This is a genomic window from Bacillus sp. VA13 (assembly GCF_055710085.1).
On record NZ_JBVQPP010000004.1, the window covers coordinates 15,434 to 41,280 of the forward strand.

26 protein-coding genes are annotated in these 25,847 nt (G+C 43.3%); 9 read left to right on the top strand and 17 right to left on the bottom strand.

All coding sequences use genetic code 11. The features are described 5' to 3' along the window. Positions 1–46 precede the first annotated feature (46 nt). On the top strand, positions 47–757 hold the full coding sequence (locus AC0C66_RS15365; protein ID WP_041520872.1) for a membrane lipoprotein lipid attachment site-containing protein: 711 nt from the start codon (positions 47–49) through the stop codon (positions 755–757). Between the two features lie 37 nt (positions 758–794). Here the strand turns inward: AC0C66_RS15365 and AC0C66_RS15370 are convergent, their stop codons facing one another. The 3 genes from AC0C66_RS15370 to AC0C66_RS15380 all read right to left on the bottom strand — a co-directional run bounded on the left by AC0C66_RS15370 (position 795) and on the right by AC0C66_RS15380 (position 4,200). Continuing rightward, entirely contained in the window at positions 795–1,982 is a 1,188-nt protein-coding gene (locus AC0C66_RS15370; RefSeq protein WP_327816474.1) for a glycosyltransferase, read from the bottom strand. Between the two features lie 159 nt (positions 1,983–2,141). Continuing rightward, positions 2,142–3,404, bottom strand: a complete 1,263-nt coding sequence (locus AC0C66_RS15375; RefSeq protein ID WP_090557237.1) for a glycoside hydrolase family 18 protein — start codon at positions 3,402–3,404, stop codon at positions 2,142–2,144. 121 nt (positions 3,405–3,525) lie between these two features. Next, entirely contained in the window at positions 3,526–4,200 is a 675-nt protein-coding gene (locus AC0C66_RS15380) for a GntR family transcriptional regulator (RefSeq protein ID WP_090557240.1), read from the bottom strand. Positions 4,201–4,448: 248 nt separating this feature from the next. On the opposite strand from AC0C66_RS15380, the gene AC0C66_RS15385 reads away from it, so the two are divergent. Beyond that, positions 4,449–5,186 carry a sulfite exporter TauE/SafE family protein gene (locus AC0C66_RS15385; RefSeq protein WP_014112851.1) on the top strand — a complete coding sequence of 246 codons (738 nt, stop codon included), beginning with the start codon at positions 4,449–4,451 and terminating at the stop codon, positions 5,184–5,186. Between the two features lie 36 nt (positions 5,187–5,222). Here the strand turns inward: AC0C66_RS15385 and AC0C66_RS15390 are convergent, their stop codons facing one another. The 3 genes from AC0C66_RS15390 to AC0C66_RS15400 form a co-directional block, all read right to left on the bottom strand. Continuing rightward, positions 5,223–6,431, bottom strand: a complete 1,209-nt coding sequence (locus tag AC0C66_RS15390) for a Bcr/CflA family efflux MFS transporter (RefSeq protein ID WP_090557243.1) — start codon at positions 6,429–6,431, stop codon at positions 5,223–5,225. A 193-nt stretch (positions 6,432–6,624) separates the two neighbouring features. Continuing rightward, positions 6,625–6,948 carry an AzlD domain-containing protein gene (locus AC0C66_RS15395; protein WP_014112846.1) on the bottom strand — a complete coding sequence of 108 codons (324 nt, stop codon included), beginning with the start codon at positions 6,946–6,948 and terminating at the stop codon, positions 6,625–6,627. Further along, positions 6,945–7,670, bottom strand: a complete 726-nt coding sequence (locus tag AC0C66_RS15400) for an AzlC family ABC transporter permease (RefSeq protein ID WP_072183066.1) — start codon at positions 7,668–7,670, stop codon at positions 6,945–6,947. The genes AC0C66_RS15395 and AC0C66_RS15400 overlap by 4 nt, the downstream gene beginning before the upstream one ends. A 118-nt stretch (positions 7,671–7,788) precedes the next feature. Between AC0C66_RS15400 and AC0C66_RS15405 the strand changes: the two genes are divergently transcribed. From AC0C66_RS15405 to AC0C66_RS15415, 3 genes are all read left to right on the top strand, one after another. Next, positions 7,789–8,346 (top strand): helix-turn-helix domain-containing protein, encoded by a 558-nt coding sequence (locus tag AC0C66_RS15405; protein ID WP_072565825.1) that lies wholly within the window; start codon positions 7,789–7,791, stop codon positions 8,344–8,346. An 84-nt stretch (positions 8,347–8,430) separates the two neighbouring features. Next, on the top strand, positions 8,431–8,925 hold the full coding sequence (locus tag AC0C66_RS15410; RefSeq protein WP_072565824.1) for a MarR family transcriptional regulator: 495 nt from the start codon (positions 8,431–8,433) through the stop codon (positions 8,923–8,925). Between the two features lie 15 nt (positions 8,926–8,940). Next, on the top strand, positions 8,941–9,570 hold the full coding sequence (locus tag AC0C66_RS15415; protein ID WP_014112842.1) for a nitroreductase family protein: 630 nt from the start codon (positions 8,941–8,943) through the stop codon (positions 9,568–9,570). Between the two features lie 164 nt (positions 9,571–9,734). Here AC0C66_RS15415 and AC0C66_RS15420 read toward each other — a convergent pair whose 3' ends face one another. After that, entirely contained in the window at positions 9,735–12,392 is a 2,658-nt protein-coding gene (locus AC0C66_RS15420) for an MMPL family transporter (RefSeq protein ID WP_472973623.1), read from the bottom strand. Further along, complete coding sequence (locus AC0C66_RS15425; protein ID WP_072183098.1) at positions 12,389–12,847, bottom strand: MarR family transcriptional regulator; 459 nt, start codon at positions 12,845–12,847, stop codon at positions 12,389–12,391. Before AC0C66_RS15425 ends, AC0C66_RS15420 begins: the two co-directional genes overlap by 4 nt. A gap of 166 nt (positions 12,848–13,013) precedes the next feature. Here AC0C66_RS15425 and dinB point away from each other — a divergent pair, with 166 nt between their 5' ends. The 3 genes from dinB to vmlR all read left to right on the top strand — a co-directional run bounded on the left by dinB (position 13,014) and on the right by vmlR (position 17,043). Next, the gene (dinB, locus tag AC0C66_RS15430; RefSeq protein ID WP_072183069.1) at positions 13,014–13,532 is read left to right on the top strand and encodes a damage-inducible protein DinB; all 519 of its coding nucleotides are present in this window, start codon (positions 13,014–13,016) and stop codon (positions 13,530–13,532) included. A gap of 174 nt (positions 13,533–13,706) precedes the next feature. Then, positions 13,707–15,083 (top strand): amino acid permease, encoded by a 1,377-nt coding sequence (locus tag AC0C66_RS15435; protein WP_003225371.1) that lies wholly within the window; start codon positions 13,707–13,709, stop codon positions 15,081–15,083. Between the two features lie 331 nt (positions 15,084–15,414). Beyond that, on the top strand, positions 15,415–17,043 hold the full coding sequence (gene vmlR / locus AC0C66_RS15440) for an ABC-F type ribosomal protection protein VmlR (protein WP_072183070.1): 1,629 nt from the start codon (positions 15,415–15,417) through the stop codon (positions 17,041–17,043). Positions 17,044–17,082: 39 nt separating this feature from the next. On the opposite strand, the gene AC0C66_RS15445 is transcribed toward vmlR, so the two are convergent. The 6 genes from AC0C66_RS15445 to AC0C66_RS15470 all read right to left on the bottom strand — a co-directional run bounded on the left by AC0C66_RS15445 (position 17,083) and on the right by AC0C66_RS15470 (position 23,501). After that, positions 17,083–17,649 carry a TetR/AcrR family transcriptional regulator gene (locus AC0C66_RS15445; RefSeq protein WP_061186297.1) on the bottom strand — a complete coding sequence of 189 codons (567 nt, stop codon included), beginning with the start codon at positions 17,647–17,649 and terminating at the stop codon, positions 17,083–17,085. Continuing rightward, complete coding sequence (locus AC0C66_RS15450) at positions 17,646–18,860, bottom strand: MFS transporter (protein WP_072183071.1); 1,215 nt, start codon at positions 18,858–18,860, stop codon at positions 17,646–17,648. The genes AC0C66_RS15445 and AC0C66_RS15450 overlap by 4 nt, the downstream gene beginning before the upstream one ends. Positions 18,861–19,111: 251 nt before the next feature. Beyond that, on the bottom strand, positions 19,112–19,933 hold the full coding sequence (locus tag AC0C66_RS15455; RefSeq protein WP_072183072.1) for a sugar phosphate isomerase/epimerase family protein: 822 nt from the start codon (positions 19,931–19,933) through the stop codon (positions 19,112–19,114). 15 nt (positions 19,934–19,948) lie between these two features. Next, positions 19,949–21,292, bottom strand: a complete 1,344-nt coding sequence (locus tag AC0C66_RS15460) for a sugar porter family MFS transporter (protein ID WP_072183073.1) — start codon at positions 21,290–21,292, stop codon at positions 19,949–19,951. Between the two features lie 85 nt (positions 21,293–21,377). Continuing rightward, positions 21,378–22,382 carry a LacI family DNA-binding transcriptional regulator gene (locus AC0C66_RS15465; protein WP_014112832.1) on the bottom strand — a complete coding sequence of 335 codons (1,005 nt, stop codon included), beginning with the start codon at positions 22,380–22,382 and terminating at the stop codon, positions 21,378–21,380. A 93-nt stretch (positions 22,383–22,475) separates the two neighbouring features. Beyond that, positions 22,476–23,501, bottom strand: coding sequence for a Gfo/Idh/MocA family oxidoreductase (locus AC0C66_RS15470; protein WP_072183074.1), 1,026 nt, complete (start codon positions 23,499–23,501; stop codon positions 22,476–22,478). Positions 23,502–23,802: 301 nt separating this feature from the next. Between AC0C66_RS15470 and AC0C66_RS15475 the strand changes: the two genes are divergently transcribed. Next, positions 23,803–24,186 carry an HIT domain-containing protein gene (locus tag AC0C66_RS15475; protein ID WP_061186293.1) on the top strand — a complete coding sequence of 128 codons (384 nt, stop codon included), beginning with the start codon at positions 23,803–23,805 and terminating at the stop codon, positions 24,184–24,186. 10 nt (positions 24,187–24,196) lie between these two features. Here AC0C66_RS15475 and AC0C66_RS15480 read toward each other — a convergent pair whose 3' ends face one another. From AC0C66_RS15480 to AC0C66_RS15490, 3 genes are all read right to left on the bottom strand, one after another. Next, positions 24,197–24,670, bottom strand: coding sequence for a GNAT family N-acetyltransferase (locus tag AC0C66_RS15480; RefSeq protein ID WP_072183075.1), 474 nt, complete (start codon positions 24,668–24,670; stop codon positions 24,197–24,199). 160 nt (positions 24,671–24,830) lie between these two features. Continuing rightward, entirely contained in the window at positions 24,831–25,175 is a 345-nt protein-coding gene (locus AC0C66_RS15485) for a DoxX family protein (RefSeq protein ID WP_072183076.1), read from the bottom strand. After that, positions 25,172–25,771, bottom strand: coding sequence for a TetR/AcrR family transcriptional regulator (locus AC0C66_RS15490; RefSeq protein ID WP_072183077.1), 600 nt, complete (start codon positions 25,769–25,771; stop codon positions 25,172–25,174). Before AC0C66_RS15490 ends, AC0C66_RS15485 begins: the two co-directional genes overlap by 4 nt. Positions 25,772–25,847: the final 76 nt, after the last annotated feature.

Consider the following 25,847-nt stretch of genomic DNA (forward strand, 5'->3'; position numbering starts at 1 on the left):
TTGCTTGTATGAAGTAACGGGCTCTCTTTTTAATGGAGGAATCATCATGAAAAGAATTCTTTCAATTTTTGTTTTTGCCATCGTGCTTGCGGGCTGCTCATCGAACGCCAATACAGAAAAACAAAGTGCGGGCGGAGAGCAAGCGGTAAAAGCCACACCGCAAAGCACATCATCTCAAAAAGACAGTATAGATGAGTATCAGCCTAATTCCCAAGTAACTGATGACCGGTCATTGCTGAAGGTTGGCCAAACGTTTTCTGATGACAAGGGAAAAGCTGTTTTAAAGGATATCAAGCAAGTGAATCAAACCTATCAGATTGGCGACGTGGAGTTAACAGTAAAAGAAATGAAGCTGATCCATTTGCGTCCGGATTACAGCATGATTGATTATTTTCATGTGTTAACACATGATGAAGAGTTTGATTTCGTTAAGGTCTTCGTTGACATTAAGAACACATCTTCTAAGAAAGTAAATGTTGCGCCGATTGCCTTGATGAAAACAAATACAGGGGAAACCTTTGATTGGAACAAAGACATTTATCTTGAAGAGTTAAATGGCGAATTGGAAGGCGGAGCCGAAAAGTCCGGAAATCTCGGCTTTATTGTGAACGCATCAAGCGGCCATGCACATGACGAAGATGCTGATGATAAGAAGAAAGAAAAAGAGATCAAGTGGATCGAAATCACAACAAGTGACGTCTTTGACCACAACCATAAGAAAATCAGTGATGCTCAAAAAATCAAAATCAAGTTTTAAATGAAGAACTCCCGTACCAGATACGGGAGTTCTTTGCTTATTTGTTTTTTTGACGAATGAATTCATCAATCCGCTCCATCACTTCATCCATATTCATAGACTCTTGGAAGCTTTGATTGATTTTTTTAATACCTTCCGTATATTGATCGTGATGCAAAACCTCATCTACGCCCTGTTTTAATTTTTGTACATCGACTTCATCTTTAGAAATGACATAGCCTGCATGGAGTTCAGAGAGACGCTGCGCCACCATCGGCTGATCCTTGTCATGAGGCATGACAACCAGAGGCACATTGAAATGAATGCCTTCATTTACGCTGTTCATTCCACCGTGTGTAATAAAAACATCAGCATGCTCCAGCACTTCCAGCTGGGGGACATATGGGGCGATGATAAAGTTTTCCGGCGCCTGCTTTAATTTGGTCAGGTCCGCTTTTTCTCCGGCAGCGATGACGACTTTTCCGTTAAAGCCAGAAAATGCATCAATACAAAGGTTGAAAAATTCCTCCGTATTGTCCAGAACAGTCCCCATTGAAATATAAATGACCTTTTCATCTTTTAACTGTTCAATCGGGAAATCTGATTTTTCCGCTCTCTTTGGAAAGCTGGGGCCGATAAACAGACATTCATCCCCGAAACGATCGCTTTCAGGCTGAAAATAACGGCTTGTATACACTACATTCAATTCCCCTTTATTGTTCATGAATTGAACCAGGTTTTTCGGGGCAACACCGTACGTTTCTTTCATTTTTGCCAAAAGGTCTTCGCACTCTTGATCCAACTCAAGCGGGGCTCCAGACTCAGGATGCAGCGGCAGGATTTTCAGATGCTCTTCGCCAAACAGGAAGGACGCTGATGAAGCAACCCCTGGAATATCTAAGTAATCCCTCACCAATTCCCCCGCGCCGAATTTATCATAATACACAAAATCAAATTGAATGCTCTTAGATAAGTCTTTCACAATTTGTAAAATATCCAGCGAGGTTTTGATATGGATTTTCAAGAAATCAAGAATGCCATTGGGCGAACCGACATGAATAGGTGTTGTTCGCAGCAGATCCCGGTGAAGATGGACAGTTGCTCCCGCCGCTTCTAATCGTTTTTTGTATTTTTCAGTGGAAATATAATGGACGTCATATCCCTTATCAGAAAACGCTTTTGTGATGCCTAAGGTAGGATTCACATGGCCTTCCGCAGGAAAATTTAAAATCAATACTGTCTTCATTTAGACAACTCCCTCTCACATCGTATTCTGAATCTTTGTTTGATCAGACTACTACTAATCGTAAAATGGAGACGTAATCCCACGCAAGGGACAAATGATTGAACTATTCTGCTCCTCTAGACTGAAGCAAAAAAAGACACCGAGCCCTGGTGCCTTTTTTTATACCTTTCTGATCGTAAAAAATTTCCGCAGAAGCCATGGGCCTGGCGTGAAGCCCAAGGTTAACTGCCAAGCGCCTATAGCCTGCAACCTGTATTCGCGGACGATCTGCATCTTACGGCTCATGCTCCTGACATCTTCAAACCATACCTCATGCGTTCGCCCCTGCTGATCACTGTACCGGAAAAACGGTGATTGATATTCTGCTGAATATTGTATCGGGGTTTGGTACCTCATCGCTGTTTTGATTGCGTTTTGATTTGAAATAGCTGAAGCAACTGTACCCGGCTGGTACGGGATGATCCAGTCGTACCCGTAGAGCGGAACTCCGATAATGATTTTTCTGCTCGGCACCTGCGCAATCGCAAACTCAATGGTTCTCCTGATCTCAGTAATCGGTGCTACAGGGCCCGGCTCACTTCCGGCATGATGCCAATCATAAGCCATGATAAACATATAATTGACAACCGATCCTATTCCTCCGTAATCGTAGCCTCTCAACCATGGGATATTATCGCTTGTTTTTGCCGGAACAGCTATCGTCAGCACATACCCTCCCGCCTGAAGACGATCTCTCAGCTGACGTAAAAACCCAGTGAAAAGATCACGATCCGCGGCGCTCACCTGTTCAAAATCGATTGTGACACCGCCATATCCCCTTGTGGAGACTAAGTAATAAATATTGTTAACTAGATTGGTTCTTGCTGTCGGATTGTTCAAGACTTGGTGAACGAGTTCTGTACTGAAGCCTTCTGATGTAAGGTTTGTTATGGTGGCAAGCGGCGTCACTCGTCTTTGCCATGTTGTCTCAATAGCGGCCGCATCATTCAGTTGGTTTGCAATGTCGCCGTTAGGTGCAATATGGTATTCGAAAATTGAAATCGAAGACGAGTATGGTGCATAATCATTGATTAATTCCCGATCGAGGTCAGGGTTTCGGAGGACGTAAAAACTTAACGTTCCCGCAATGTAATTTGAGATAGAAGGAATCGTTATTTTCGCTCCCGCTTGTAATGCATTTGGACTGATGCCAGGGTTTGCGGCCCGCAGTCGCTCTAAGGGAACAAACGCTTTTGCCGCAATGGCGGTCAGCGTGTCTCCCGGCTGGACTGTATATACATAAAGAGGGATAAGAAGAGCCTGCCCCGGCACGATATTCGTTTCGTCTAACCCATTCACACCCCGGATTTGATCAACAGAAGCACCGTAACTTCTGCCTATGGAAAACAAAGAATCACCAGGCCGGACGATATGGATAAACATGTTTAACCCCCATTATTCGTTAATAAATCCATCATAAAATGTTATTAACGGGAGCCCTTTTATATGTTTGTGAAAACAAAAAAACCAAGGAGCAGCTCCCCTTGGTACTGTATCACGCAAATCAATTCTCTTTTCCTTCTTCAAGCACTCGCTTCAAATGCTCACAGTCATGATTGAAATGAGCCATCACATACTGTTTGGCTGCTTCCTTGTTTTTCTTTTTCACTTCTTCCAATATGTTGCGGTGCTCACTCAGTATCGTTTCTGCACGGTGGTCGCCAGTATAATTAAGGATTCTGCAAAAGTGAATCAGATCATTTACATTCTCAAGCAAATTTTTCAAATGTCTGTTATGGCTAAAATCAACAAGCAGCTCATGAAACTTTTGGTTTAAATGGATGATTTCCGTATCTTCCATTCCGTTGTGAATGGCTTTTTCTGTTTCTTCAAGCTGTGTTTCAAGCATGACAAGCTCTTTCTCATCCGCTTCGTCTATGACTAACTCGACTGCCAGCTGCTCCAGCGGAATTCTGATTTTATAAATCTCATCTACATCTTTTGCCGTTAACGACGTGATAGAAAATCCATTTCGGTCATCTGCTTTTAACAAACCGTCTTTCTCAAGCAGCCGCATGGCCTCTCTTATCGGAGAGCGGCTGACGCCAAAGCTTTTCGCCAGCTGTGTTTCATTTATCCGTTCCCCCGGCTTAAAAGTCCCGTTGAAGATCATTTTTTTCAGCTGGTTATAAAATTGCAGGTAGTAAGGAGTCGGTTTGTCTAATTTAAAATCGTCCATATATAATACCTCTTTTGAATATATTCAGGGGCTTTTCTTCATCAAAATCATATAACAGATGGTAATGGGAAGCAACAAACTGCCTTGTCAGATCTCAGAATTTAAGGTACGATATGTTTGCTGAACGACGGTCGACGGACTACTGGCAACTGAAAAACCGGCATGTTTTTCTTCGTCAATAGGACACTATACCTCCGCCAGAATAGCGCACTAATACTTTTTTAGATCTTTTCAATGGAGGAAAAAATATGCTCATTATTCTTGTTATGTTTCTTCTCGGAATTATTTTAGGCTTTATTGGTGCCGGAGGAGCAGGCTTTGTCATTGCTCTTTTAACGCTTCTTTTCCATATCCCGATTCATACGGCTTTAGGCACTTCTCTCGCTGGCATGGCTTTTACAAGCTTATCAGGGGCATACAGCCATTATCGCGAGGGCAACATACAAATGAAAATCGGCTTAATAGTCGGATGCTTTGCTGCGGTTGGCTCATTTTTCGGCGCCAAGCTGACATCTTTCATTCCGGCTGATTTGCTTCATTATTTGACGGCGGGAATGTTATTTTTATCAGCGATTCTCATTTTAATCAGATTATTTCTTTTAAAAGAGAAGGCTCAAGTGAATCAAAGCTCTCTTTCAACGTATACGAGAGCGGTCATCTTAGGAATTGTAGCAGGCGTTCTTTCCGGCACATTCGGCATCGGGTCGGCGCCTTTTATTCAAATCGGTTTAATGATTATGCTGAACCTGTCCATCCGCCATTCTGTCGGAACGACTATGCTTGTGATCATCCCTCTCGCTATAGGAGGAGGCATCGGATATATCACAGAAGGATTTGTCGATTATGTATTGCTGATCAAGGTGCTTGTCGGCACAATGTGCGGTGCCTATGTAGGCGCGAAATTCACCAACCTCATGCCAAAGGTGGTCTTAAAATCAGCCATCTTCTTGACTCCTGCGATTGCGGGCCTGCTGTTGTTATTCTAAATAAAATAAAGAAACCTGACGTCATGTCAGGTTTTTTTATGAGTTTTGCTCTGCTCGTTCTTTCGTTAATCCAAAAAACGCCAGTGCGCCGATGACCGCTGTCACAAACATGATCGCTCCCATCGGAATGGCTGTCGTCTCGTTAATGCCTACAAGCGGCGACACGATCGAACCGAGGAGCAGCGGGAGCATTCCGAGCAGCGCACTTGCACTTCCGGCACGGTGCCCCTGCCTCTCCATGGCAAGCGTAAACGTGCTGGTCAGAACCATGCCGATCGTAATCATGTAAATGAAAATAGATATGACTAATGTAGCGAGAGGGCCGTGAATCATGGTCACGGTCAAAAGCACAGCAGTCGCAATCATAGCCGTAATGACCGCCATGCGAAGCAGGCTCTTTTCATGAATGATCCCGCCAAAGCGCCCGATAATAAAGCTGCCCGATATAATCGCCAGGCCGTTAATGCCGAAAAGAATACTAAACACCTGAGGCGACACTCCATAGATATCCTGGTATACAAAAGGCGTACCGGACACATATGCAAAGCTTCCCCCGTGAATAAACCCGACCGTTAACGCGTACCCCATAAAGGATCGATCCTTCAGCAGGCTGCCCATCGTTTTAACAGATGTTCCGATTGAGCTTGGGATCCGTTTTTCTGGCGGCAGCGTTTCTTTTAACCTCAATGCAATCAGAAGAACAAGTAAAAATCCGATGATCGTTAGCACGTGAAAGATCGTATGCCACGTTGCGAACGGCAAAAGTAAAATGGCACCGCCTGTCATTGGCGCAACCATTGGCGCAACAGCTGTAATGACCATTAACAGTGAGAAAAATTTAGAAAGCTCTCTTCCGGTAAACACATCGCGGACGATTGCGCGAGACAGCACAAGCCCTGCGGAAGCGGTAAATCCCTGTAAAAAACGCGCAGCCACTAATGTTGTAATATTGGGCGACAGCGCACAAAACAGAGAAGATAATGCAAATAAAAAAATACAGATTAATAGCGGTTTCCGTCTTCCCTGCGCGTCACTGACCGGCCCGACAATCAGCTGGCCGATCGTAAGCCCGACCAGACAGGCTGTTAAACTTAACTGTACAAGTGAAGCACTTGCTGATAAATCATCCGCGATTTCAGGAAAACTTGGCAAATACATATCTATATTAAGCGGGCCCAATATAGCAAGCATACCGAGCAGAAACGCCAATGCCAAGCGTTCTTTTCCAGTTGGATTGTGCAGCATGTTATCAAACCTTCCCTTCAACCTAGTCCCTTATATAAAATCGATGTCAACTCCAGCGGTGGATTGGAGCTGTAAAACATTTGTATATTGTATCATAACTTTCAGCCTGTGAAAGCAGCTTTAAAGCTTGAACGAAAGACACAAAAAAATCAGGGTCTTCTGCCCTGATCTAGTGAGTTCCGATCCTGTTGTACTATACCCATAATCGCAAACCCGCCATAAGAAGAACACCGCTGATCACAGTAATGGATAAACTTTTTGTTTTCATCGCAATCAAGAGAGTCGGGATCAAGATGACGGCTGCGGGCCAATTCAATTGAAGAGAATCATTAGACTGAATCATACAATCCTTTACGACAAGCGCTGTCAATATACACACCGGCACATAGGAAAGCCACTTGAGCACGGGCTCCGGCAAAGTAATATTCCGAACAACTAAAAAGGGAATGATGCGGGGAATCATTGTGACCAGCGCACAGCCGATAATCACCATCAAGATGTATGTATTGATACTCATTTATCCGTCACCACCCCGATTGTGGCTACGATGAACGTTGATATGATGACCGCAAGATGAGACGGCATAAAGAAAGAAAAAACAATCATGGCAATCACCATATAGATAATGAGAGATACATAATGTTTAAGCTTCGCCGGCACAACATGTTCCAGTTGAAGAACCAGCAGCGCTAAAAACATAGCCGTCACCGCAAAATCTAGTCCGAACGATTCCGGATGGGTAATCCACTTGCCAAAAACAGCACCCGCCGCACAAGACAGCACCCAGCACGCATATGCTGTAAGATTTAAACCGAACATCCAGCGATCGTTAATCGGCTCGTTTTTGACAATCTTATTTGAAGCGACACCAAACGATTCATCTGTGACCATCATGCCGATTCCTACATTTTTCGCCAGTGAATACTTTGAAAAATGAGGAGCGAGCGCGGCACTTAATAGAAAATTGCGTAAATTCACAATAAACGTAGTCAGAATAATGGCGGACATCGGGCTGTTCGCCGCTAACAATGCACACATAATGAACTGGGCGCCGCCTGCAAAAACCAATCCTGACATGAACACAATTTCCATCACGCTTAAATGCGACGCAACCCCCACGATTCCGAGAGCTAAGCCTACACTAATGTAACCGACCAGCGTCGGAACACAATCTTGAAACCCCTGCAGGAATGTTGGCTCGTCAGTTTTTGCATGAGTCATTTCTTTTTCAGATATCATTCTGTTCTCCTCCTTGTCTAACATATTATACACACGTATGCTATAACTTACAACAAAATGTGATAACAGACTTCCATATGTTATAATAAAGCGAATATGGACGTAAGGAGATACATGTATGGATGATATCCAAGCCATTATCGCAATGAATCTAGTCAAGCTTAGAAAAAATAGGAACCTGACTCTTGATCAAGTTTCTGAATTAACGGGTGTCAGTAAAGCGATGCTCGGACAAATCGAAAAAGGGAAATCAACCCCGACTGTCACCACGCTATGGAAGATCGCAAACGGGCTTCAAGTATCCTTTTCTGTATTTCTGAAAGAAGACAAGCCGAAAGTTAGAAAAATCAATCTGCAGGATATCGAACCTGTTACAGATAATGAAGAAAACTACAGCGTCTATCCTTTTTTCCCCTACAATCCTGAAACAAAGTTTGAAATTTACGTTGTTGATCTGAAACCTGGATGTATACATGAAGCAAAAACACATTTAGGAGAAGAATATATTTTAATTAAAGAAGGCGAATTAACAGTCATTCTGCAGGGTCAGGAGCATACGCTCTCCTCTGGAGACGCCTTGCAGTTTACAGGGGCAACCCCGCACAGCTACATCAATTCATCTGAAGAAACAGCCAGTTTTTTTCTGCTGATGTACTATCCGGAGCCGCAAGGATGACTAACAACCTCCCAGTTAAATACGCTGGGAGGTTTTTCGAATATGCAAATGGCTTGCAAGATGAAATCAATCGTTGTATATTAGTTGACGTGTCAATCATTGATATATCAATTAATAGTTTTGACAAGAAGGAAGGGATGGGTTTTGGCGTCATTTTGTTCAGAGGAAGCCGAGGTTTTATATCAGCTGCAAGGCGTGAACAAGGTGATTGGCGTGAAGTTCGAGGCATGCACGGGCATCAGCCAATCTCGTTTGGAATTGCTGACATTGCTTTATCATGCAGATGAGATCAGTCAAAGCGACCTTCAAAAGAAAGTAAATATTGATAGCGCCGCCGTTACTAGACACCTGAAACAGCTGGAAGCCAAAGGCATGGTATCAAGACGGCGCAAGCCTGAAGACAACCGCATCACCCTTGTTCGGTTAACAGACCAAGGGAGAGAGCGAATCGAGTCTTCGAAGAAAGAAAAGGAGCGTTTCATGAAGGAAATGCTCGCAAATGTAAGTGCAGACGAGCGCCGCCTGCTCATTGACGTGCTGGCGCGTATGCGGAACAACATAGACAATATTGAAGCATAAGAGGAGTGTATCAACATGATCAAAACAAACGATTTTATGGAGATTATGAAAGGCCGCCGTTCTATTCGCAACTATGATCCGACAGTGAAAATCAGCAAAGAAGAAATGACAGAGATCTTAGAAGAAGCAACAACTGCTCCATCTTCTGTCAACGCGCAGCCATGGCGTTTTCTCGTCATTGACAGCCCGGAAGGAAAAGAAAAGCTCGCACCGCTTGCAAGCTTTAACCAAACTCAAGTCACAACATCATCTGCCGTCATTGCTGTATTTGCAGACATGAACAATGCAGACTACTTAGAAGAAATCTATTCAAAAGCCGTAGAACTCGGTTACATGCCGCAGGAGGTCAAAGACAGACAAATCGCCGCGCTGACCGCTCATTTTGAAAAGCTTCCGGCACAGGTGAACCGCGAAACGATCCTGATTGACGGAGGTCTTGTTTCCATGCAGCTGATGCTGACTGCACGTGCACACGGCTACGATACAAACCCGATCGGCGGATACGATAAAGAAAACATCGCTGAAACGTTCGGATTAGATAAAGAACGTTATGTACCGGTCATGCTTCTTTCTATCGGAAAAGCAGCAGACGAAGGCTATGCTTCCTACCGTCTGCCGATTGATACAATTGCAGAATGGAAATAAAACAAAGAGCCCAGGAATATGTTCCGGGCTCTTTATTTTAAATACAGCCGCCGTACGATCGTCTGACCTATTTTTTGGTTAACACGTCTGAAGTTAATCCTTGAAATTTATTTTGTCGTTTAGTCATAAAAAAGAGTGATGATCATTCATCACTCTTCTCTCTGTTATTCTTTGATTTTCTTCCTGCCAAACGGCCACCAGTTGCCTTCGCCAAAGGTCATGATGATTGCCGGAATGAAGAGCGGAAGAATGACAAGGCCGTAAAGCAGCAGCCCGATAATAATGACACTTGCCACCTGCATCAGCGTATTGACGCCTGAAGGCATCATCGCTGCGAACGTTCCGGCCAAAATAATGGCCGCTGTAATAATGATGGATCCCATTTTGCTCATTGATCTGACGACACCTTGCGCAATGCCAAGGTGCACCTCTTCCTTAAATCGGTCCAGCAGGAAGATCGAATAATCTACGCCTAACGCGATCAAGATGACAAAGCTGAAGAATGGTACTGCCCAGCTGACGCCGGCGTTTCCTAAGCCGTTTACAAAAATTAATTCTGTTATGGATATCGACGTATAGTACGTCAGCAGCAGTGACGCGATCATATAAATCGGCATGATCATTGAGCGGAACAAAATCGTTAACACGATAAACAGGCCAATAATCATGATCACCATTGTTCTGGAGAAGTCCGTTGTGGACAGCTCTTTTAAGTCTGCATTCACACTCGTGACCCCGCCGTATACGATTTGTGCATCCTCGAGAGGCGTGCCGTCAACTTCGTTTGCTACAGCTTTTTTGATTTGGTTTATTGTTGTAATGGCTTGTTCTGAATAAGGATTAGAGTCCAGGACGACGCTTAATTGCACGCCTTTGCCGTCTGCAAAGGAATATTGGTCAATTGACTTCTTAAAGTCTTTATCCTTCATTACTTGATCAGGAATGAATATGCCTGTATTCCTTACGGTTGAGCTTTTGCTCATGTCCTCTAACATATCACTGGAAGCTGTAATGCCGTCAGAGATTTTCGTCAGGCCATCATTAGCACTCTTCACGCCCCCGGCAAGCTTCTGCAGGCTTTCTGTCAGCGTTCCAGCTTGTGCCTGCTGGCCTGAGAGCTGCTGGTTCGCTTGTTCAAGTCCGGTTTGAATCTGTCCAAGCTGTCCGCTGATTGCCGTAAGCTGCTGGACGGTCTGCGCAGTATTGCCGGTTTGGGAAATCTGTTTGCTCACGAGCTGCAGCTGCTGATTGATTTTGCCCAATCCGTCTGCCGCATCGCCCAGTGAACTGCCGGACCTGCTATTTGAGGCTGAGCCGGTTTGTCCCGCCATTTGATTCAACCCGTTTTCTATATCCGTTAAACCGCTTTGGACATCGGTGATTCCTTTTACCGTCTTATCCAGTCCGTCTGAAACCGAGCCTAGCTGTTTATCAATATATAAATCTTTGATTTTTTCACCAGTCGGCTGCGTGATGGTCATGACAGAGTCAACATGCTCGACTTTCTCGATCGCTTTGCTGATATTTCCGAGATAAGGGATTGTATCAGCTGTTGTGAGATCCTTGTCTCCTTTCACGACAACATTGATCGGGAACGCTTTCCCTTCACCGAATCCATCCTTGATGGCCTCGAGAGCTTTTACTGATTTATAATCGCTGCTGATTTCTGCAGTCGAATCAAATGAAATCTGGTCATCATAGGTCAAAATGAACGGAAGCGTGATAATCACCGTGATGGCAATAAACAGAAACGGACGCACAACGGAATACTTGCCGAGAAACGCCCATAATTTGTTGTCACTGTGCGACAGCACTTTCTTAGAAGGCCAAAATAATTTTTCACCCAGCGTTACCATAAATAATGGCAGCAATGTGTAGAGGATGATCATTAGAATTCCGACACCAACTGCGACTCCCACTGCGGATTGGAAAATCGCAAACTTCGCAAATCCTAAGGCGGAAAATCCGATCAATACCGCAAATCCGCTGATAAATAAGGTTTTTCCCCCTGTACGGTAAGCGATAAGCGCCGCTTCTTTTTTGTCATGCCCGTTTGCTAACTCTTCACGGAATCGGGTCAGAAGAAGAATGCAGTAATCTGTTCCGATCCCGAACAGAATGGCGACTAAGAAGGTTTGCGTAAACGTCGAGATAGGAAAATCAACATTGTACACAAGGATGCCCAGTATGGATTGACTGATCAGATAAGAGAAACCGACAACCACAATCGGGATAAACGGCGTCACAACAGATCGAAACACGATCAGCAGTAAACCGATGATCAAGCAGACTGTGATCACTTCCGTTTTCTTGAGCCCTTCCTCTGAGCTGTGAGCGAAATCCTGATTGATAAGAGAGGCTCCCGTAATATATGCCGTCACATCATCAGGAACGATTGTATAAATGTCATCCGCGATTTTTTCCGCTTTTTTATCAGAACCTGTAATCGTGACAGGAATGAGAACCGTTTTCTTGTCTTTTGAAATCAATTGGTCTTTGACTTCTTTTTCCGCTGTCAGAGGAGACGTTACTTCTTCTACACCGTCGATCTTTTTGACTTTATCGATCATTGTCCGGAGCTGATCCTCTGTTTCTTCCTTCAAAGCGTGGTCTAATGTAAAGACTATACTGATCGAATTATTGTCTTCTCCCGCTTGTTTTAAAATGGCATTTGCTCTTTCTGAAACAGCATCTGCAGGAAGCTGGGCCTGCCCCTTTTGATTGGCCAGCTCCGTTAAGTTCGGAGAAAACAAACTCAAAACGACGGTAAGTGCTAATATAACCGCTGCAATTGCCCACTTGAATTTGATGATTGCTCTCATTCTGCAGAATCTCCTCCTTTAAATTTGTTTTTTAGAATGGTGAATATCTCTATGATAGAATTTAAGTGTTTCTCATCTATATCATCGATCAACTCTTTGAGAGCGTTAAAAATGGCAGAATCTAATTCTTCCAATATGGTTTCACCGCTGGTTGTGATATTAATAAGCTTAGAGCGCTTATCACTTTTCGCCGGACAGTCATCCCATTCAACCAATCCCTTATCGAGCAGCTTTTTCAGTCTGTTAGAAATCGCGCTTTTATGGACATTTTGATACATGGCTAGGCTGCCGGGAGAGGTTGGCCCCTTGACTTTTAAAATTTTTAACAAGTCTGCCTGTTCCCTTGAGATATTCTTGAATACATCCTGATTAATTTCATGATGCACAAACTCTGTCCCTTCAAGTAATACTTCCACAAACAGGTTTATCGCCTGACATAGCTTTTGTTCATTCAACATCTTCCCCTCCTCATTATAGTTTACCCCTCTAAACTTTATGATCAATGTCAAATAGTTTATTCCCCTAAACTATATCTGTCAACAAATTTTATTTATGAACATCTAAAAGAGAACGCTCGTTCGTGTATAATAGACATCAGAAACACGAAAGGGGAAAATGAACATGTCAGATTTTTCATTAACATTGTATGAATATAACGTCTGGGCCAATCAGCAAATATTCAACCGATTAAAAGAGCTTCCAAAAGAGGTGTACCGCCAAGAGATTCAAAGCGTGTTTCCGTCGATATCCCATGTGTTGTCTCATGTTTATCTTTCTGATCTCGGCTGGATTGAAGTGTTTTCCGGCCAAAGCATGACCGATGCTTTGATGTTAGCTGAACAGCTCAAAGAACAGACAGAGGCAAAAGAAATGGAGGAAATGGAAGCCCTGTTTCTGACGTTATCCGAGCGCTATACATTATTTTTACAGCAAAAAGAACAGCTCAATAAGCCCCTCCAGATTAAAAACCCCTCAGGCGGAATCATGAAAACGACTGTTTCTGAGCTGGTTCCCCACGTTGTCAACCACGGGACATACCACCGCGGAAATATCACAGCAATGCTGCGGCAGACAGGATACGCATCTGCTCCGACAGATTATGGGCTCTACCTGTACATGAAAAAAACTGAAATGGCATAAAAGAAAGCGGCTCCTAAATTGAGCCGCTTTTTTTATGATGGAACGTTCAAAAACATTAAAATTTCTTTTCATATTTTCTGTATAGTAAAAAAGATATAAATTTTAGTGTTATAATAATCATTAAAAATATATTGCTGACTCAATAAACAATTTTTCAATGGAGGAACACACAAAGTGACAGACGACATGACGAAAGACAATATAAATCAGCAAAAATTGGAGAGAGGCTTGAAAAACAGGCACATCCAGCTCATCGCCATCGGCGGAGCCATTGGAACGGGCTTATTTCTCGGCTCCGGAAAATCGATTCATTTTGCTGGACCGTCTATTCTATTTGCTTACATGATCACAGGGATCATTTGCTTTTTAATTATGAGATCTCTGGGTGAACTGCTGTTATCGAATTTGAACTATCACTCTTTTGTTGATTTTGTACAAGACTATTTAGGCGATATGGCAGCTTTTATCACCGGCTGGACCTATTGGTTCTGCTGGATTTCGATTGCAATGGCTGATCTGACAGCCGTCGGGCTCTACACTCAATATTGGCTCCCGGGTGTGCCGCAATGGGTGCCCGGCTTAATCGCTCTGATTATATTACTGATTATGAACTTGGCAACCGTCAAGCTTTTTGGAGAATTAGAATTTTGGTTTGCGTTAATTAAAGTCATTGCCATTTTGGCACTGATCGTCATTGGCCTTGTAATGATTTTTAAAGGTTTCTCCACAAGCTCTGGGGTCTCCAGTTTCACAAATCTCTGGAGCCACGGAGGCATGTTCCCGAATGGCATGCACGGGTTTATCCTATCGTTCCAGATGGTTGTGTTTGCCTTTGTCGGCATTGAGCTGGTCGGACTGACAGCCGGTGAAACAGAAAACCCTGAAAAAGTAATCCCTAAGGCGATCAACAATATCCCTGTCCGGGTGTTGCTTTTCTATATCGGTGCTCTTCTCGTGATTATGAGCATCTATCCTTGGAATGTCATCAATCCCAGCGAAAGCCCATTCGTACAGGTGTTTGTCGCAGTTGGCATCGTCGGGGCAGCAAGCATTATCAACTTTGTTGTGTTGACATCCGCTGCTTCAGCATGCAACAGCGCTGTATTCAGTACAAGCCGTATGGTCTATTCTCTGGCGAAAGATAACAATGCGCCTGAATCAATGGCAAAACTGACTCCGCGTAAAGTACCTAGAAATGCGTTGTTCTTTTCAGCTATCGTGATTTTAATCGGTGTTACATTAAACTACATCATGCCAGAAGGCGTATTCACCCTGATCACAAGCATTTCAACCGTCTGCTTTATCTATATCTGGGGTATTACAGTCATCTGCCATATGAAATACCGTAAAACAAGACCTGAATTAGCAAAAACAAACAAGTTTAAGCTTCCGCTTTATCCGTTTACAAATTACCTGATTCTTGCGTTCCTGGCGTTTATCCTAGTTGTGCTGGCATTGGCTCAGGATACTCGTGTTTCCTTATTTGTCACGCCGGTTTGGTTTATTTTGCTGATTGTGATTTATAAAGTGAGAAAAGCGAAGCATCAATAAGATTCGCAGCTCCTGCCTCAGAAATGAGAGCAGGAGTTTTTTAATGAAAATAAATGACAAATGACCTTTGCTTTTGAATTTGAGGTTATGCTATAGTGTGTGTAATCAAAACAAGAAGGGATGATGGGTGGACAATGATTAACTAATCTTATTTTTACCGTTTGAAATCAATATTTCAAATCAGAAAAAATAGGATTAGTCTGCCCATTTTCTATATATACGACATTGCTATTTATGAATAATAGCTTATTTGATCATGCAACGGCGCGGCTAATCCTTCCAACACATTTGGGAGGATTTTTTTATTCTCCCTTTAAAGCGAGGGATATGAATGAAAGAGATCGTAACATTAACAAATGTCAGCTATGAAGTGAAGGATATGACTGTTTTTAAAAACGTAAATGCCAGTATTCAGCAGGGAGATATCATTGGGATTATCGGCAAAAATGGCGCTGGGAAATCTACGCTGCTGCACCTCATACACAATGACTTAACTCCTGCACAGGGACAAATCCTTCGGCAGGATTTAAAAATGACGTTGGTTGAACAGGAAACCGCGTCGTATTGCTTTGCGGATCAGACGCCTGCCGAAAAGAAATTACTGGAGAAATGGCGTGTGCCCGTCCGGGATTTCCAACAGTTAAGCGGCGGTGAAAAACTGAAAGCACGGCTGGCGAAAGGACTATCAGAGGATGCAGATCTTTTACTATTAGATGAACCGACAAACCACCTTGATAAAGAAAGCTTGCAATTTCTCATTCAACAGCTGAAAAGTTATAGAGGCACTGTGATTCTTGTTTCCCATGATCGTTATTTTTTAGACGAAGCTACAACAAAAATATGGTCGCTTGAAGCTCAAACCCTGATTGAATTCAAAGGAAATTACTCTGGGTATATGAAGTACCGAGAAAAGAAAAGACTCGCCCAGCAGCGTGAATATGAAAAGCAGCAAAAAATGGTTGAACGGATTGAAGCACAAATGAATGAGCTTGCTTCATGGTCGGAAAAAGCCCACGCCCAATCGACGAAAAAGGAAGGGTTTAAAGAATATCACCGTGTGAAAGCGAAGCGTACGGATGCCCAGGTTAAATCTAAGCGGAAGCGGCTTGAACAAGAACTGGAAAAAGTAAAGGCGGAACCCGTTGAGCCGGAATATACTGTCCGCTTTTCAATTGATACAACCAAAAAAACAGGAAAACGTTTTTTAGAAGTTCAGCATGTAACGAAGGCTTTTGGCGAAAGAACCCTGTTTAAAAACGCACATTTTACAATTCAGCACGGCGAAAAGGTTGCGATCATAGGCCCCAATGGCAGCGGAAAAACAACATTACTGAAAATCATTCTGGGACAGGAAACGGCTGAGGGAAGTGTGTGGGTGTCGCCGTCCGCAAATATCGGCTATTTAACGCAGGAGGTGTTTGATTTACCTTTAGAACAAACACCGGAAGAGTTATTTGAGAATGAAACATACAAAGCAAGAGGGCACGTTCAAAATCTGATGAGACACTTAGGTTTTACTGCTTCCCAATGGACTGAGCCAATCAAGCATATGAGTATGGGTGAACGTGTAAAGGTCAAGCTGATGGCATATATTCTGGAGGAGAAAGACGTGCTGATTTTAGATGAGCCGACAAACCATCTCGACCTGCCGTCACGCGAACAACTGGAAGAAACACTGTCACACTATAGCGGCACATTGCTGGCGGTTTCACATGACCGATACTTTCTCGAAAAAACAACAAACAGTAAACTCGTCATCTCGGACAATGGCATCGAAAAGCAATTGAGTGACGTTCCATCAGAAAGAAATGACCGGGAAGAGCTTCGTTTAAAGCTTGAAACAGAAAGACAAGAAGTGCTGGGAAAGCTCAGTTTTATGACGCCGAATGATAAAGAGTACAAGGAGCTTGATCAGGCTTTCAATGAGCTTACGAAACGAATGAAAGAGCTGGATCAATAGCATGTAAGGATACCAAGGGCTTTTCGCCCTTGGTATTTTTCAAGTTTTCGCCTTCAGCCCTCGCCAAAAAATATCGAAGGAAATCTCTAAAGATCGCTCAAATGATTGTTTATTCTCGTATACCAGCTGAATGTTCAGACCGTCAAAAAGAGTGATGAAGGCTATCGCACACTTCTCGGGCGGACAGGTGATGTCCGATTCTTTAAAAACAAGTGCAACCCGGCTTTTCAAAGCATGCAGAAACATCAGGTACTGGGCTGAAATAAAGTCACTTACTTCAGCAGGAGCCTTAAACGACATCGCCTGCAAAAAGGCTACATTGGGCATAGCATGAAAGCGCACCTGCGTTTCTTTTAAAAAATCATATATAAGATTCTTGGCTGGCAAATGCTTTCGGGATTCAAAAAAATCATTGATAAACGCTACTTCTTCTTCAACAATCTCGGGGTATACTTCCATCAGCAGATCCTTCTTTGATGAGAAATGGTAGGACAGAGATTGTTTCCGAATTCCCAATTCTTTTGCAATATGTGCCATTTTGACTCCCTCGTAGCCAAGTTCATTAAATTGGCGAACGGCTGTGCGTTTTATATTCTCACGGGTCACTGTTCTGCCCTCCCTACATTATTTCTCCGTTTTCTCTTGGAACAGATAAATAAAATATATAATAAAAGAAACAGCAGGTACACCAAAACGGAAGCGATATAAAGCTCCTGATAAGAATAGATCGTTGCCACCACACCTAATAACAACGAGCCTCCGCCAATACCCATATCAAAAAAATTAAAGAATGTCCCCATAGCATCCTCATGTTCATGCTCTTCTACAAGATTGATACACCATGTCTGGATAGCCGGAAATATTGAGCCGAACCCAAAACCGTAACATATTGCCGCAGTAAAAAACATTGCATTGGTTTGGGCAATATATAATATTGAAAGGCCTGCTATTGAAAATATTGATGCGGGGATAAGGATGGCTGCCGCTCCAAATCGGTCAAATATTTTCCCGGAGATAAGACGTATAAAAAAACTGGCTGCCGCAATCAGAAAGAAGAACATTCCGACACTTCGGAAACCCTTTTCGATCGCATAGAGTGAAAAGAAGGACATGATCCCAGATGCAGCAATGCCTACTAATAAAATAAGAAACGAAGGAAACAGCACACGTCTTTCTAACACCTTTACCTTTACCTTTACCTTTACCATTCCCTTTTCAGCCGTGTCTTTTGCTTCAGGCCGCCTCCGCACAAGTGCAGCCATAAGCACAGCCAGTAAAAGAATGGACATCCCGCCAAGAAAAAGCCTCTCAAAATCATAAAGCTCCAGTGCTGCGATACCAATCATAGGTCCAACCGAAACTGCAATCGTTTCGCCTACCCCAAAATATCCAATCCCCTCACCTCGGCGCTCCTTCGGAATAATTTCCGCGGCAATCGTGGCAAAATAAGTCGTTGCTAATCCAAAACCGGCACCATGTATTAAGCGAATGAGCAATAGGACGCTCACATCTGACGCCAAATAATATGCACCGGTTGAGCAGGCACTGATAACAATTCCAAATATAAGTAAATATTTTTTATTAAATCGTTTTGCCAAAACCCCTGCAAAAGGACGTATGGCAATGGCAGATATCATAAAAATACCTGTAACCAATCCGACTTGCTTTGCCCCTCCTCCGATAGCAGTTACAAACAATGGCAATGTCGGCAATAACATTTCAAACACCATAAATAAAAATGCATTTGAAAGTGTGACAAAAATAAATGATAAGGACCATATTTTTGCAGTATGTATTTTTTCTACTTGTACCTCCATCAGGTTTCTTCTCCTTTTTTGTTCATCGATTTATTTGGTCACACTCACTTTACCTGACCTTAGTCAGATTGTAAACTGTTAATATAAATAAAACTTATGATAATTGTTTATTATTAAATGGTTCCCAATCACAAAACTGACATTAGTCAGATTCATTTAAATGGAGGAAAATAAGTTTGGTTAGTCGTTACAGGCGAGTAGCTCCATAGAATATTGACAAAAAAAAGAACAACACATGTTGTCCTTTTTCTTTATATTTTCAAACCTTCCCATGACCTTAATGTCTCTAGAGATGACTTAAAGTACCCCGTCACCACTTCCAGATAGCTATTTCCTTTTACCGGAGTAAAAGGGTCAGGACCGGCTGCCACCATCTCCATAATAATCGGGCCTTTATAACCGATAGAATGGAGTGCTTCGATTTGCTCTTTCAGATTGGCATGGCCGTTTCCGATGGCCTGGCGATTTGAATCAGCCACGTGATAGACTCCGAGTTTCTGCCCTGTCATTTCAATGGCCTTCACAGGATCAGCCTCTTCTATGTTCATATGATACGCATCGAGAAGAACATCGAGTTTGGAACTGCCGACATCACGTATGAATTGTAGAGCTTCTTCGCCAGTGACCACTTGATGATTTTCGTACCGGTTCAATACTTCGAATACCACCTGAATTTGTAATTCCTCCGCTTTAGCCATAATCTTTTTAGAGCTTTCGACCAATAAACTCCAATCCCTCTCATCATCACCGCTCCCTCTCACTTTGCCGACATCACCGTGAAGACAGATACGGGGAGCCCCTAAATCCACAGCCCAGTCCAGTAAGTCCAAGAAATATTGTACAGCCTTTGACCGAACCTCTTCATTCGTGCTTGAAATATCCACATTCCTTGGCGTTACCGATAAAACCTTTACATGATGAGCAGCCAGTGTTTCGGCAAGCTCTTTCGGATTCAGAGAAATATCCCCCTCGACCTCAACTCCGTCTACTCCGATTTCTGCAGCCAGCCGGCATTTTTGTTCAAGTGGAATGCTGCCGAAAGTCCATAAGCATAACCCATATTCTCTTCCCATATTGAAATCCCCCTTTTAGAAAGATGAAGCTGTATTCTTTGACATGATTTCTCCTTCAATCTGTTCCAATGATTTGCCTTTTGTCTCCGGCACAAATTTATAGACAAAGAGAAAGGCAAGGACGCCAATGGCACCGTACATGAGAAATAAAATACCTGTACCAATCAGATCTAAAAGCAGCGGGAAGGACAGCGACACCGCAATATTTGCCAGCCACAGACAAGTACTTGCGATCCCCAATGCCGTCCCCCTGATGTGTAACGGGAAAATTTCAGCCAGCACAACCCAAACGACCATTCCCCAGCTCGCTGAATACGCTACCATAAACAAGCATAAGCAGGATAACAGCAGCCACCCGGGTGCATGAAAGAAAAGCGTACTGACCCCCAAAATACCAAGTGCCAAAGACATTCCGACATTGCCAATCAGCATGAGGTTTCTTCGGCCTATCATATCAATCAGCAGCAAGCCGAGGATCGTAAATAAGACATTGATAATGCCGATGCCAATGGTTCCTGCAATGGCACTGGAAGCGCCGAACCCCGCATTTTCTAAGATCGTCGGTGTATAATAAATAATCGTATTCGTGCCTATCACTTGCTGAAAGATGGCGACCCCAATACCGATAAATAAGATCGGCCTGATTGCCGGCGATAATAATATTGATATTGAAACACGCTCTTCCGTCTTGATCTCTTTCATACTGCGAATCTCAGCATCGATTGTTTTCGGATCTCTCGTCAGGAGCAAAATATGGCGTGCTTCATCCTCACTTCTTTTCTGCAACACCCATCGCGGGCTTTCAGGCATAAAAAACATGCCGGCCATGAGAATGAAGGAGGGAATCACTGCTAATAGGAGCATCAGATCCCACCTGCCGGAAGATGAAAAAACAAAGTTCACAATATAAGCCATGAGAATCCCGAAAGAATTCATCAGTGTATTCAATGAAGCGATTCTGCCTCTGATTGCGGCAGGTGCCATTTCTGACAAATACAAAGGAACAATTGCCGAGGCTCCTCCAACCGCTATGCCCAGTTCTATTCTGAATATTAATAATATTCCGATATTATGAGCCAGGCCTGTTCCAATGGCTCCAATTGTAAAAAGCACACCCAGCCAGATGATGGTTTTTTTTCTGCCATAACGATCGGAAAATCTTCCGCAAAAGGCTGCGCCAACTAAAGCGCCAATCAGCACTCCACTGACAACTAATCCTTCTAAAAATGGAGTCAGCTCCATGTCTTCCCTTATAAACAGCAGAGCACCGGATATTACACCTGTATCGTACCCGAACAGCAAACCTCCTAATGCCCCGAAAAAGTAAATAAGACTGATATAGGCCTTTTTGGATGTCATCAAGAAACCTCCAACTTATTGTATTTGACGTTTAAGCAAGGGAGATTCCTCCGTTTTAGAGAAAGATCTCCCAATGCCAAAAGGGTTATAACAGTGAGGCCGTTGAATCCCGCACGATTAATGAAGGAGACAGCATCACCCGCTGTACCGCTTTCTTTTGCTTTGAATGAGCCATGCCGTCTATCAGCAGTTCAATTGCCTTTTCTCCCATTTCTTCAGTCGGCTGTGCGATTGTCGTTAACTGAGGATCACTGATCTTTGCCAGGATGCTGTTATCAAACCCAACCAGTGAAAGAGATGAAGGAATAGAAATGTGAAGCTGCCTTGCAGCCTGCAAAACCCCTAAACCAAGCAACTCAGTCGTCACAAAGACAGCCGTCGGCCTATGTTTCTGATGAAGCAGCTTTAAACTGATGTCTTTACTGGCTGACAAGTCATACGGACAGTCCAGAATGGCTGATTCATCGATTTGGATTCCTGAAACCTGCAGTCCTTCTTTAAAGCCGATGACACGATTTTTAATTGATGTATTGTTAATCTTTTCTGCTATGACAGCTATGTTGGTATGCCCTAATTGGGCTAAATGGACGGCTGCCTCATATCCCCCTTTAAAATCATCCGCCACTACAGTGTCTACAGGCAGATGCGGTATATCTCTCGATAGCATGACAACAGGCATGTCGCTTTCAATCAGTTCACGTATCGCCTGACTGTTCTTGAGACCCGTCGCCACAATAATGCCGTCTACATGTTTTTGCTTCAGCATGGTGATATATTCTTCTTCTCTCAGCGAATTGTTGTCCGTACTGCATATGATGACACTAAAGTCCTTTTTACGGCCGCTGTCCTCCACAGCTCTGGCCAGCTCGGCCATAAATGGATTAGCGATGTCAGGAATGAGCAGCCCGATGGTCTTCATCATTTTTCTCGTTGAAGTCACAACACTTGGCTGATATTGAAGCTCCTCAATCACTTTCCAAATTCTTTTTTTCGTTTTTTCACTTATATTGCCTGTATGATTAAGAACCTTTGAAACTGTAGAGATTGAAACGTTTGCTTCCTTCGCAACATCATAAATGGTTGTTTTCATTAAGAAGGCCACCTTTATAAAATAGATCCTCTCTAGTATAAACGAATGCCGACAGGAATTTCTTTTTAAAAAGGCGCTTCTTCTATGAAAAACTCAAACCGTTTGAGGCACTCCGTCTTTTAATGTGACAGGCTGCTTCATTTTGCAAGATTCTATACAAGCTGTGGCAATGGCAAGTGCTGCACGCGCATCTTCACCTGTTACTGAGGTTGGATTATTATTTCGAACGGCATCAACAAACGATTGCAATTCATCAACATAAGCATCAAATAATAAATCCTGGTCGTAGCGAATTGTGTTGTAGCTGACTCCGTCTTTGTTATACCTTGTCATGTTTGTATGGCGGATATCTCCGATGGTCAGCATGCCTTCAGAGCCGAACACTTCTCCGCGGACATCATATCCATAAACGGCTTGGAAGTTCGCTTCCGCCGTTGCGATCGCTCCGTTATCAAATTTGATCGTGACAACTGCAGTATCCAAAAAACCTTTGTCTTTAAAATCAGGTCTGACTAGCGCATCAGCAGCGGCATAGACTTCAATCGGCTTCGCATTTGGATTGAGGTAGAGTAACGTATCAAAGTCATGAATCAGCGTCTCTAAGAAGATCGTCCATTGAGGAATTGGTGTCGGATCACCGAGTGCCGGGTCTCTTGTGATGGAACGCATTAACTGAGGCGTGCCGATTTTTCCTGCGCGGATTTCCTCATACGCACTGCGAAAGCCTTTAGCGAAACGTCTGTTAAAACCGATCTGAAGCGGAACAGACTCTTCATTCACTACCCTGGTGACTTCATCCGCTTCTTCCAGCGTGACAGCCATCGGTTTCTCACAAAATACAGCTTTCCCCTTCTTTGCCGCTGCAATAATGTTTGCGGCATGCGTCCTTGCCGGCGAAGCAATAATGACCGCATCAATATCCGGGTGCTCCAGCATGTCTAACGGATCTGTAAACGCTTTAATATTTGAGCCGAGCTTTTTTGCTAATGCTTCTGCATTACCCGGAACCGGATCTGCAACCGCATACAAATCTGCCCCTTTCACACGGAACGCAATACTTTCTCCATGAAAAGCTCCCATCCGTCCCGCACCTAATAGCCCAACCTGTACATTTCCCATGATTACCACTCCCATTCTGCGAAAATAAAGAAAGTCTTTCCCTATATATCATTAGAAAATAAAAGTAATTCCCAAAAATATTTATAATAATAATTTAAAAACAGGGAAAGTCTTTCCTAACTGTTTTCAATTGTAATCCCTTACATTTTACAGGTCAATCTTTTTTTGCTGTTTTTAACAGCAGGCCTCTCCTTAGCCGTCGATCAAGCCTGCGATAATTCATGTTCATGGGCAAAAAAATATCAAGGGTGCGCGGCCCTTGATCATTCAAATGGAAATTTCCCACAATAGAAGGGAGGTGATGAAGAAATGCAGAAGATTATTAAATGAAACAAACAAAGTGAGGATGGATCATATGACTGAAGACTTTTACTGTGATGAGGTATTTAGCGGCAAAACGAAAGTGAATAAGGTACTAGAGACAGATAACGTATTGGCATACTATCATACAAAGCCTTTTTATCCAGTCCATATTGTGGCTGTTCCTAAGAAACATATTTCCTCATTGATCACCCTGGAAGAGCACGACCATGGCTTGCTTCTTGAATTAATGGGTGTCATTCAAAAGGTCGCTTCCATGGTGACGGAAGAAAAAGGCGCATGCCGTGTGATCACCAACTTAGGAGCTTACCAGGACTCTAAACATCTACATTGGCATATTGTGTTTGGGAAACCGCTTAAGTAAGCGGCTGGGGTCAGCACAGCTGTTTCCGCATACGTATATTGGTCATGGCATAGCCCATCTTCTGATAAAGATAGACGGCTGTCTCGTTGTGCGCAAACACATGAAGAGCAAGTCTTTCCGCACCAAGCTCTCTTGCTCTTTCATCCAGCGTTTGAAGCGCCAATTGAGCCAGCCCTTTACCGCGAAAGGCTTCATACAATCCAAAGGAATAGATAAACGCTTCCTTTTGCGGATGAAACGGATCAGCATACAGCCAGAGCCAACCCTTCCTTTCTCCTTGTTCATTTGCGATGTTCCAAAAATAATGATTTCTGCTGTTTCGTCCCTCCGGAATCATGTTCTCATATGCCTGCTCCGATTTTTCGAACGCCTCCTTTTCTGTCCAAGTTCCCGATTTTATGTTTTGTTTCGCATAATTTTGCACGGACATCCCGCGAAATGCTTCGAACTCTTCTACAGTCATGTCTTCCAAGGTTAACGTCATCCTGTTTCCTCCTTATGAAAAAAGTCCAGCCAATGCCGGACAATCACTGCGTACAAATAAAAAATAAGCTGGTTTAAGCCTCTGACTCTCTATCATTCGATAAGAGAAATAGATTTCCTGCAAACCAAAATAAAAGACTGTGGAAATATAAGAGAAAAGCTTACGTGAACTCTCTAATAATGATCATGATCGAAACAATCAAACAGATCGCTGCGGGTATCGTCATGAGAAGCGATTGATGCGCTCGAACAATGTGCGCATGAACCGCTCCCGCCATGAGAACGACAAACAGGACGCCTGCTCCAAATGCTGCATACCGATTCCAAATTCCCGCTGTCATAGCAAGTGCCCCAGCTATTTCAAGAATTCCAGTAACAGTCAGAAACCATAATGGATATTGATAATGCCGCCAATGCTCAACTTGAAAGGGAACGCGGAACACCTTTATGATGCCTCCCGCGAGCATAAAAGCTGCCAAACTGACTTTCATAATCATAGATATCACCTTACGTCACTCCCTTTTGGAAGCATCCCGTATATTAAAAGATTTACAACCTCTGCGGCGAGGCTTGCCGGATCTTTTATTCCGGTTAACAAAAAGGAATCCGTTAAATGTTCGATCATGCCGATCAAACACTCAGCGACCGTTTCCATGTCCAGCTCGGAGTGAAAATAGCCAAGCCGCTGTTCTGCTTCTAGGTTTTCTTTCAAAACCATCGCCAAGCCTTTTTTCATTTGTTTCGCTTCTGGGTTGAGAAAAAAGCCGATCTTGGTTACATCCTTGTCCTCAGCCAGACATTGAAAAACAGTTTCCACAGCAGACAGCACCCGTTTTGACACATCCTCCGTGTGTAATCCGTTTTCTAGGAGGAGTGACTCTGTCAGCTTTCTGACACGGGAGTGAAAATCGTTGATTAACTCCTCAAAGATCGCTTCTTTGCTTTGAAAGTACAGATAAAAGGAAGGCTGCGTCAGTCCCGCTCTTTTCACAATTTCACTTACTTTCGTTTCATGAAATCCCCAAATCGCAAATTCATTAGCAGCAGCGTTAAGTAATCGTTTCCGGCTTTCTTCCCCTTTACGTCCTTTTTTGCTTTTCAACTAGGATCATCCTCCACAAAAAGATACTCACAAGTAATGTTACTTGTGAGTATTATTTCATGCCGTTGGATTTTAT

What these genes read in the sequence shown, in the direction of transcription:
- AC0C66_RS15365 (WP_041520872.1), top strand. Translation starts at nt 47, where the DNA reads ATGAAAAGAATTCTTTCAATTTTTGTTTTTGCCATCGTGCTTGCGGGC.
- AC0C66_RS15370 (WP_327816474.1), bottom strand. Translation starts at nt 1,982, where the DNA reads ATGAAGACAGTATTGATTTTAAATTTTCCTGCGGAAGGCCATGTGAAT.
- AC0C66_RS15375 (WP_090557237.1), bottom strand. Translation starts at nt 3,404, where the DNA reads ATGTTTATCCATATCGTCCGGCCTGGTGATTCTTTGTTTTCCATAGGC.
- AC0C66_RS15380 (WP_090557240.1), bottom strand. Translation starts at nt 4,200, where the DNA reads ATGGACGATTTTAAATTAGACAAACCGACTCCTTACTACCTGCAATTT.
- AC0C66_RS15385 (WP_014112851.1), top strand. Translation starts at nt 4,449, where the DNA reads ATGCTCATTATTCTTGTTATGTTTCTTCTCGGAATTATTTTAGGCTTT.
- AC0C66_RS15390 (WP_090557243.1), bottom strand. Translation starts at nt 6,431, where the DNA reads ATGCTGCACAATCCAACTGGAAAAGAACGCTTGGCATTGGCGTTTCTG.
- AC0C66_RS15395 (WP_014112846.1), bottom strand. Translation starts at nt 6,948, where the DNA reads ATGAGTATCAATACATACATCTTGATGGTGATTATCGGCTGTGCGCTG.
- AC0C66_RS15400 (WP_072183066.1), bottom strand. Translation starts at nt 7,670, where the DNA reads ATGATATCTGAAAAAGAAATGACTCATGCAAAAACTGACGAGCCAACA.
- AC0C66_RS15405 (WP_072565825.1), top strand. Translation starts at nt 7,789, where the DNA reads ATGGATGATATCCAAGCCATTATCGCAATGAATCTAGTCAAGCTTAGA.
- AC0C66_RS15415 (WP_014112842.1), top strand. Translation starts at nt 8,941, where the DNA reads ATGATCAAAACAAACGATTTTATGGAGATTATGAAAGGCCGCCGTTCT.
- AC0C66_RS15420 (WP_472973623.1), bottom strand. Translation starts at nt 12,392, where the DNA reads ATGAGAGCAATCATCAAATTCAAGTGGGCAATTGCAGCGGTTATATTA.
- dinB (WP_072183069.1), top strand. Translation starts at nt 13,014, where the DNA reads ATGTCAGATTTTTCATTAACATTGTATGAATATAACGTCTGGGCCAAT.
- vmlR (WP_072183070.1), top strand. Translation starts at nt 15,415, where the DNA reads ATGAAAGAGATCGTAACATTAACAAATGTCAGCTATGAAGTGAAGGAT.
- AC0C66_RS15450 (WP_072183071.1), bottom strand. Translation starts at nt 18,860, where the DNA reads ATGGAGGTACAAGTAGAAAAAATACATACTGCAAAAATATGGTCCTTA.
- AC0C66_RS15455 (WP_072183072.1), bottom strand. Translation starts at nt 19,933, where the DNA reads ATGGGAAGAGAATATGGGTTATGCTTATGGACTTTCGGCAGCATTCCA.
- AC0C66_RS15460 (WP_072183073.1), bottom strand. Translation starts at nt 21,292, where the DNA reads ATGACATCCAAAAAGGCCTATATCAGTCTTATTTACTTTTTCGGGGCA.
- AC0C66_RS15465 (WP_014112832.1), bottom strand. Translation starts at nt 22,382, where the DNA reads ATGAAAACAACCATTTATGATGTTGCGAAGGAAGCAAACGTTTCAATC.
- AC0C66_RS15470 (WP_072183074.1), bottom strand. Translation starts at nt 23,501, where the DNA reads ATGGGAAATGTACAGGTTGGGCTATTAGGTGCGGGACGGATGGGAGCT.
- AC0C66_RS15475 (WP_061186293.1), top strand. Translation starts at nt 23,803, where the DNA reads ATGAAGAAATGCAGAAGATTATTAAATGAAACAAACAAAGTGAGGATG.
- AC0C66_RS15480 (WP_072183075.1), bottom strand. Translation starts at nt 24,670, where the DNA reads ATGACGTTAACCTTGGAAGACATGACTGTAGAAGAGTTCGAAGCATTT.